Here is a 5,119-nt window from a genome sequence, read left to right on the forward strand (position 1 = left end):
GCCTACTTCGCCTTCTACGGCGCTTACGCCGCGGAGGAAGGGGCTGCCGGCGTCGAGGATCCCATCGGCCCGCGGGTCCGCCGGCTGTGGGAACAGAGCCCCTCCGTGCGAGCCTTCCTGTTCCGCATCGCCCTCATCACCGATCTCGCTGGCCTTCGGCAGGCCTTGGGAGAGTGAGGATAAGCTTCCTCGAGGCGTTCGCATCCCGATTCGTGGATGGCCTTCGTGCTTTGTCCACTTCACGGTGAAAGAGCGGAGGATTCGATAGCCTGGCGAATGCGGACGGCCCGATCCTCCGAGGCCTCATGCAGGGATGGCCCTACCAGGGGACGTGGACGCTTCGGGTAGGGGCAGGCCTTGTGCCTGCCCCAATAGGGCGCCCATAAAGGACACCCCTACCGATTACACAGCCATGCCCAGCGGTGGAATCAGGGAGTCACCCCGTTTGGGGATGATGATTTTTCTTCGTGGGGTGCGGGGTGTCTTCGGCGTCCTACCCTTCTTTCCCCTCACCGCGTAGCCCCTTTGAATTTTTGCCATCGGGCGCTACCTCTGACCTCTCCCTACGAAGCCGGGGAATATCCCTTCAGATCAGACATTGAAGGAATGCGCATTCGGGTCTAAAACTAAAGTAAGGCGTGGGTCCGTTGGGGGAGTCCGGGCGAGCCGGGCTGAGAGGACGGCCGTATCCGCCGTCGACCCCTGGAACCTGATCCGTATCATGCCGGCGGAGGGAAGACGGGCGCGCCACCTTCTTTCACCGCCACCCGTTCACGATCCCCGCGATCCCCACCTGCTCCGCCCCATGATCCGCGCGGAAAGCCAGAAGATCCAATCCCTTAATGGACCTCTGAGCGGCAGCGAGGGGGAAACTGCGCGATCGCATGGGTCCCCCCAACTGCTCAGGAAAGGATGGTAAGGATGGCCGACGAAGTCGTGATCATCGGCGGGGGGATCTGCGGGCTCTCCATCGGATGGTTCCTGGCCCGCTCCGGATATCCGGTGACCGTCCTGGAGCGAGGAGGCGCCGGGCTGGGGGCGACGTGGGCGGCCGCTGGGATGCTCGCCCCTTATGCGGAGGCGGAGCCCGGCGAGGAGGGGCTTCTGCCTCTGCTGCGCGCCAGCCGTGATATGTGGGCCGACTTCGCCCGGGAGCTGGAGGCCGCCTCCGGCATCGCTGTGGACTATCGGGATGAAGGCACGCTGGTGGTGGCCCTGGATCGAGATGAAGCGGAGCGATTGAGGTTCCTCTATGAATTCCAGCGGAGTCAGAACCTGCCCACCGAGTGGCTCTCGGGTTATGAGGCCCGACGGATGGAGCCGCACCTCTCCCGGCATGTGGTGGCGGCCATCTACAGCCCGCAGGATCATCAGGTGGATAACCGGAAGGTGGCCCGCGCGCTGATCGAGGCCTTCCGCAGGGCCGGCGGGCGCCTGCGGGAGCACACGGAGGTGACCGGGATCGTGGTCGATGAAAACCGCGTCCTGGGGGTGCGCTTGTCCCGCGGGTTCCTCGAGGCCCGCACCGTCATCCTGGCCGCCGGGGCCTGGTCCGCTCAGATCCCCGGGCTCCCCGAGAGCGCCCGCCCGCCGGTCCGGCCGGTGAAGGGCCAGATGCTGGCCGTGCAAATGCCGCCGGAGGCCCCCTTGCTGCAACACGTCGTGTGGGGGGCGGACGCCTATCTGGTTCCCCGTCGGGATGGCCGGCTGCTGATCGGGGCGACGGTCGAGGAGAAAGGGTTCGACGCCAACCTCACCGCCGGGGGGATCTTCCGGCTGCTGCGTGGGGCGTGGGAGATGCTCCCCGGCGTCGATGAGCTCCCCATCGTTGAGATGTGGGTGGGCTTCCGGCCGGGGAGCCGAGATGATGCCCCGATCCTAGGGCCCACCGCCGTGGAAGGGCTGATTATGGCCACCGGCCATTACCGCAACGGCATCCTGCTGGCACCGATCACCGCCTACGCCATCCATCATCTGATCGTTCATGGCGATCTACCGGAGATCGCCAAGCCGTTTACGATCGAACGGTTCTGTCACAAGTAGTGGTGCTTCTACGTTCGGGAGGCTTGGGGATGGGGCCATTCGCTCCCTCCCCTGCATATCCTCAAAGCACAGCGTTTTATCCACCCGCGTTTCGGGGATGTTCGGTGGAGGGACCGCCTTCGGCGGCCTCTTATCCCTGAGATCCGATGTCAGGAGGTTCTGGGCGATGGAATCCACCCTGATCGTGAACGGGCAACCCCGCCCGTATCAACCGCAAACGATCCGGGAGCTTCTGACAGCCTTGGGCCTGGACCCGGATCGCCCGGGCATCGCGGTGGCGGTGAACGCCACCGTGATCCCCCGGTCAGAGTGGGGTCACACCCAGCTCCAGCCCGGAGATCGCGTGGAGATCGTTCACGCTGTGGCTGGAGGGTAGCCGATTGTTCCATTTTTCGGAAGGGGGAAACCCATGAGCGAACCGTTGGTGATCGCCGGACGAGCGTTCCGTTCCCGCCTGATCCTGGGCACTGCCCGTTACCCTAACCTTCAGGTGATGCTGGACGCGCTGGAGGCCAGCGGGACAGAGATCGTCACCGTAGCCATCCGGCGGGTGCGACCAGGGGCGGATGGGGAGAACCTCTACGATCTGCTGAAGGATCGCTACTTCATCCTGCCCAACACCGCCGGCTGTTTCACTGCGCGGGATGCGATCCTTACCGCCCATCTGGCCCGGGAGGCTTTGGGGACAAACTGGATCAAGCTGGAGGTGATCGGCGAGGAGGAGACCCTTTACCCAGACGCGGAGCAGCTGCTGGAGGCCGCACGGCAACTGGTCAAAGACGGCTTTGTGGTCCTCCCCTACTGCACCGACGATCCCATCCTGTGCCGGAAGCTCGAGGACATCGGCTGCGCGGCGGTGATGCCCCTGGGGGCGCCGATCGGGTCGGGGATGGGGATTCTGAACCCCTATAACATCCGGTTGATCCGCCAGATGTGCACGGTGCCAGTGATCGTGGACGCTGGGGTCGGCACCGCCTCGGATGTGGCAATCGCGATGGAGTTGGGATGCGATGGGGTGCTGTTGAACACCGCGGTGGCCCAGGCGCGGGACCCCGTGAAGATGGCGCGGGCGATGCGCCTGGCCGTGGAGGCCGGCCGGCTGGCCTACGAGGCAGGGCGCATCCCCCGCCGCCTGTATGCTGTGCCTTCCAGCCCGATGGAGGATCGCATCGAGGTATGAGGCTCCCTCACCCGCCCCTGCTGGTGATCACCGATCGTCAGCTCGCGCGCCGTCCGTTGCTTTCCCTGATCGAAGAGATCCTCGCCGCCGGCGCGCGCTGGGTGATGGTGCGGGAGAAGGATCTCCCTGAGACCGAGTTAGCGGAGCTGGTGAAGGCCATCATCGAGCGGGCCCGACCGGCCGGCGCCTCGGTCCTGGTCAATGCCCGGGCCTCGGTGGCAGCGGCCTGCGAAGCCGATGGCGTTCACCTCCCCCAGGGGTTCTCGGTAGCGGAGGCCCGACGCATCGTCGGTCCAGCGCGCTGGGTGGGGGTTTCGGCCCACAATCTGGAAGAGGCCCTTCGGGCAGCGGAGGCCGGCGCGGATTACATCACCCTGAGCCCGATCTTCCCACCGATCAGCAAACCCGATTACGGGCCGCCCCTGGGGCTGGGGACGCTGCGGGAGGTCGCCCGCGCTGTCCCGATCCCGGTCATCGCCCTGGGGGGGATCACCCCGGAGAACGCACGGGCGTGCCGGGAGGCCGGAGCGGCGGGGATCGCGGTCCTGGGCTCGGTGATGGCCGCGGAGAACCCCGGGGGGATGGTGCGGGCTTATCTGTCCGCGTGGGGGTCAAGCGGGTGTTCAGGTGGGGAAGCGGAGGGCCTGGCGTCGGACGGCTAGATGCTCCCATTCCGATGGCAGGAGGGGCGGGGAAGCCCGCAGATCGTCCCGCCAGCGGGCGAGGACCTGGCAGAGGAGCTCCACGGCGGCACAGATCTCATCGGCGTTGCTCCGTACCACCTCCCCCATCATCCGTGGGTCGCTGGCGGCCACGCGGGTGGCATCGCGGAATCCGGAAGCGGCGATCTCCCAGAGCGCAGGGTCCTCCGCAGCCTCCGCAGCGGCCATCAGCGCCATCGCGACCACGTAGGGCAGATGGCTCACCCAGGCCACCCGACGATCGTGGACCTCCGCGTCCATCCAGATCGGCCGGGCGCCCAAGGCCGCCACCAGCGCCTCCGCCCGCGCTGCAGCCTCCGGCGTTGTCCGCGGGGTGGGGACCAGGAGGAAGGGCTTGCCCAAGAACAGGTCCGGGTCTGCGGCCTGGAAGCCCGAGCGCTCCTTTCCCGCCATGGGATGCCCTCCCACCGCGCTCACCCCCTCCGGCAACCGCCCCATGGCCGCCACGATCCGCCGCTTGGTGCTCCCGGTATCGAGGACCAGCTGGCCGGGCCGCCAGGGCAACGTTTGGAGCAAAACCTCGATGCTCCCGACGGGCGTCGCCAGGATCACCCCGTCGGCCGCGGCGACCAACGCCGGAGGATCCAGCAGGGCTTCGAAGACGCCCGACGCCGATGCCTCCGCCCGTGTGGCTGGATCGCTATCCGCCCCCAGCACCGGGAAACCCTGCTGCGCCAGCCGGCGGGCGATCGAGCCGCCGATCAGCCCAAGGCCGATGATCCCCCACTGAAAGCTTTCCATCGCAGAGCTCCCCATGGGTTCGAAGGCCTGGGCAGGCACAAGGCCTGCCCCTACAACCGGCATCTGCACCATCCCATAGGAACACCCCTGATGGGTGCCCTATCTTACCCCCACTGCACCATGCGCAGGGCCTGGGCCACCGCCCGCACCTCGCGGACCATGCGGGCGAAGGCCTCCGGGGTGAGAGACTGACGTCCGTCCGACCAGGCCTCCTCCGGGCGCATATGAACCTCCGTAAGCAGGCCGTCCGCCCCAGCGGCGATGGCGGCTCGGGCGATGGGGATCACATAGGCCGCCTCCCCTGTGCCGTGGCTGGGGTCCAACACCACCGGCAGGTGACTGAGCCGCTTGACCACAGGCACCCCGTTGATATCCACCGTGTTCCGGGTCATCAGCACAAAGGTGCGGATCCCCCGCTCGCACACAGATCGGA

6 protein-coding genes, 1 pseudogene and 1 riboswitch are annotated in these 5,119 nt (G+C 67.0%); of the genes and pseudogenes, 4 read left to right on the forward strand and 3 right to left on the reverse strand.

Annotated features, from left to right (window positions below):
* Window positions 1-639: 639 nt before the first annotated feature.
* Window positions 640-754, forward strand: a riboswitch (TPP riboswitch).
* A 3-nt stretch (window positions 755-757) separates the two neighbouring features.
* On the reverse strand, window positions 758-886 hold the full coding sequence (locus tag ACFMO5_RS11995; RefSeq protein ID WP_376792989.1) for a hypothetical protein: 129 nt from the start codon (window positions 884-886) through the stop codon (window positions 758-760).
* 35 nt (window positions 887-921) lie between these two features.
* On the opposite strand from ACFMO5_RS11995, the gene thiO reads away from it, so the two are divergent.
* The 4 genes from thiO to ACFMO5_RS12015 all read left to right on the forward strand — a co-directional run bounded on the left by thiO (window position 922) and on the right by ACFMO5_RS12015 (window position 3,885).
* Window positions 922-2,043, forward strand: coding sequence for a glycine oxidase ThiO (gene thiO / locus ACFMO5_RS12000; protein WP_376792990.1), 1,122 nt, complete (start codon window positions 922-924; stop codon window positions 2,041-2,043).
* A 166-nt stretch (window positions 2,044-2,209) separates the two neighbouring features.
* On the forward strand, window positions 2,210-2,419 hold the full coding sequence (gene thiS / locus ACFMO5_RS12005; RefSeq protein ID WP_376792991.1) for a sulfur carrier protein ThiS: 210 nt from the start codon (window positions 2,210-2,212) through the stop codon (window positions 2,417-2,419).
* 33 nt (window positions 2,420-2,452) lie between these two features.
* Window positions 2,453-3,223 carry a thiazole synthase gene (locus ACFMO5_RS12010; RefSeq protein ID WP_376792992.1) on the forward strand — a complete coding sequence of 257 codons (771 nt, stop codon included), beginning with the start codon at window positions 2,453-2,455 and terminating at the stop codon, window positions 3,221-3,223.
* Window positions 3,220-3,885, forward strand: a complete 666-nt coding sequence (locus ACFMO5_RS12015; protein ID WP_376792993.1) for a thiamine phosphate synthase — start codon at window positions 3,220-3,222, stop codon at window positions 3,883-3,885. The genes ACFMO5_RS12010 and ACFMO5_RS12015 overlap by 4 nt, the downstream gene beginning before the upstream one ends.
* Here the strand turns inward: ACFMO5_RS12015 and ACFMO5_RS12020 are convergent.
* Both ACFMO5_RS12020 and ACFMO5_RS12025 read right to left on the reverse strand, forming a co-directional pair.
* A complete protein-coding gene (locus ACFMO5_RS12020; RefSeq protein ID WP_376792994.1) occupies window positions 3,847-4,686 on the reverse strand; it encodes a prephenate dehydrogenase in 840 nt (279 codons plus the stop codon). The genes ACFMO5_RS12015 and ACFMO5_RS12020 overlap by 39 nt on opposite strands.
* Before the next feature lie 104 nt (window positions 4,687-4,790).
* Window positions 4,791-5,119: pseudogene (locus ACFMO5_RS12025) on the reverse strand (3-deoxy-7-phosphoheptulonate synthase); the annotation flags it as partial.

The sequence above is a fragment of the Thermoflexus sp. genome (genome assembly GCF_042408365.1).
Lineage (GTDB): Bacteria > Chloroflexota > Anaerolineae > Thermoflexales > Thermoflexaceae > Thermoflexus.